This window comes from Xenorhabdus sp. IM139775, assembly GCF_028598745.1.
Lineage (GTDB): Bacteria > Pseudomonadota > Gammaproteobacteria > Enterobacterales > Enterobacteriaceae > Xenorhabdus.
The window spans coordinates 1-746 of sequence record NZ_JAQRFK010000227.1; the positions used below are offsets into that span (position 1 = coordinate 1).

The 746-nt window shown below is 38.9% G+C and carries 1 tRNA gene; it reads left to right on the forward strand.

The features are described 5' to 3' along the window. Positions 1-412: 412 nt before the first annotated feature. Positions 413-488 (forward strand) — tRNA-Ile (locus PSI17_RS17160). Positions 489-746 lie beyond the last annotated feature (258 nt).

A 746-nucleotide genomic window follows, 5' to 3' on the forward strand; every position in this document is an offset into this window, starting at 1 on the left:
GTTTGATTGTTTTTTGGCGAAAGTGATTATACCAAATCATCATGCTGTTCAAATTCCATTCACAAAACGTCAACACACCCTAATAGATGAGAAAAAATGATCCTCTATTTGGTGATGAGCATCAATAGCGGCTGATAAATGGTGTTTTTTCATATTGATTTACCGAAATAGTTTTATAAAAAACACAAAACTGTACGAAGAAGATTTAATTGGCCAAATTATGGACAAAGCACAGTAAACAATCAGAAATATTTATTATAAAAGTAATCAACATCACTAAAAAAGTGTTCAGATGACTTCCAGCAGGCTAAAAAGCGTTAAAAAATGCTCATTATTGTATATAAAACACGCATGTAAATTTTGGGGGCTAGACCTAAGGCTAAACTGTACCGTATAATCTTCCCACTTCACTGGCCCCTTAGCTCAGTGGTTAGAGCAGGCGACTCATAATCGCTTGGTCGCTGGTTCAAGTCCAGCAGGGGCCACCAAATTTTTGCTGTTAAATCAGCTAATTAAGCCACTCAATACCGAGTGGCTTTTTTATGCCTGTGGTAAAGTGTCGCAAAAGTGTCGCTCGAGGTTTTCGAACGTTCTCCATACCTATTCTTTTTTGTGGGTTATCCCTTACGCCGTGATCGACCTCAGGGTAAGAGCACGAGTGCTCATTTCTCACCCAAAGCCGTCAAACCGGAAATTAATACCTTATCCAAATAGTCACTACTCATGCCGGCTATTTTTCGTTTACG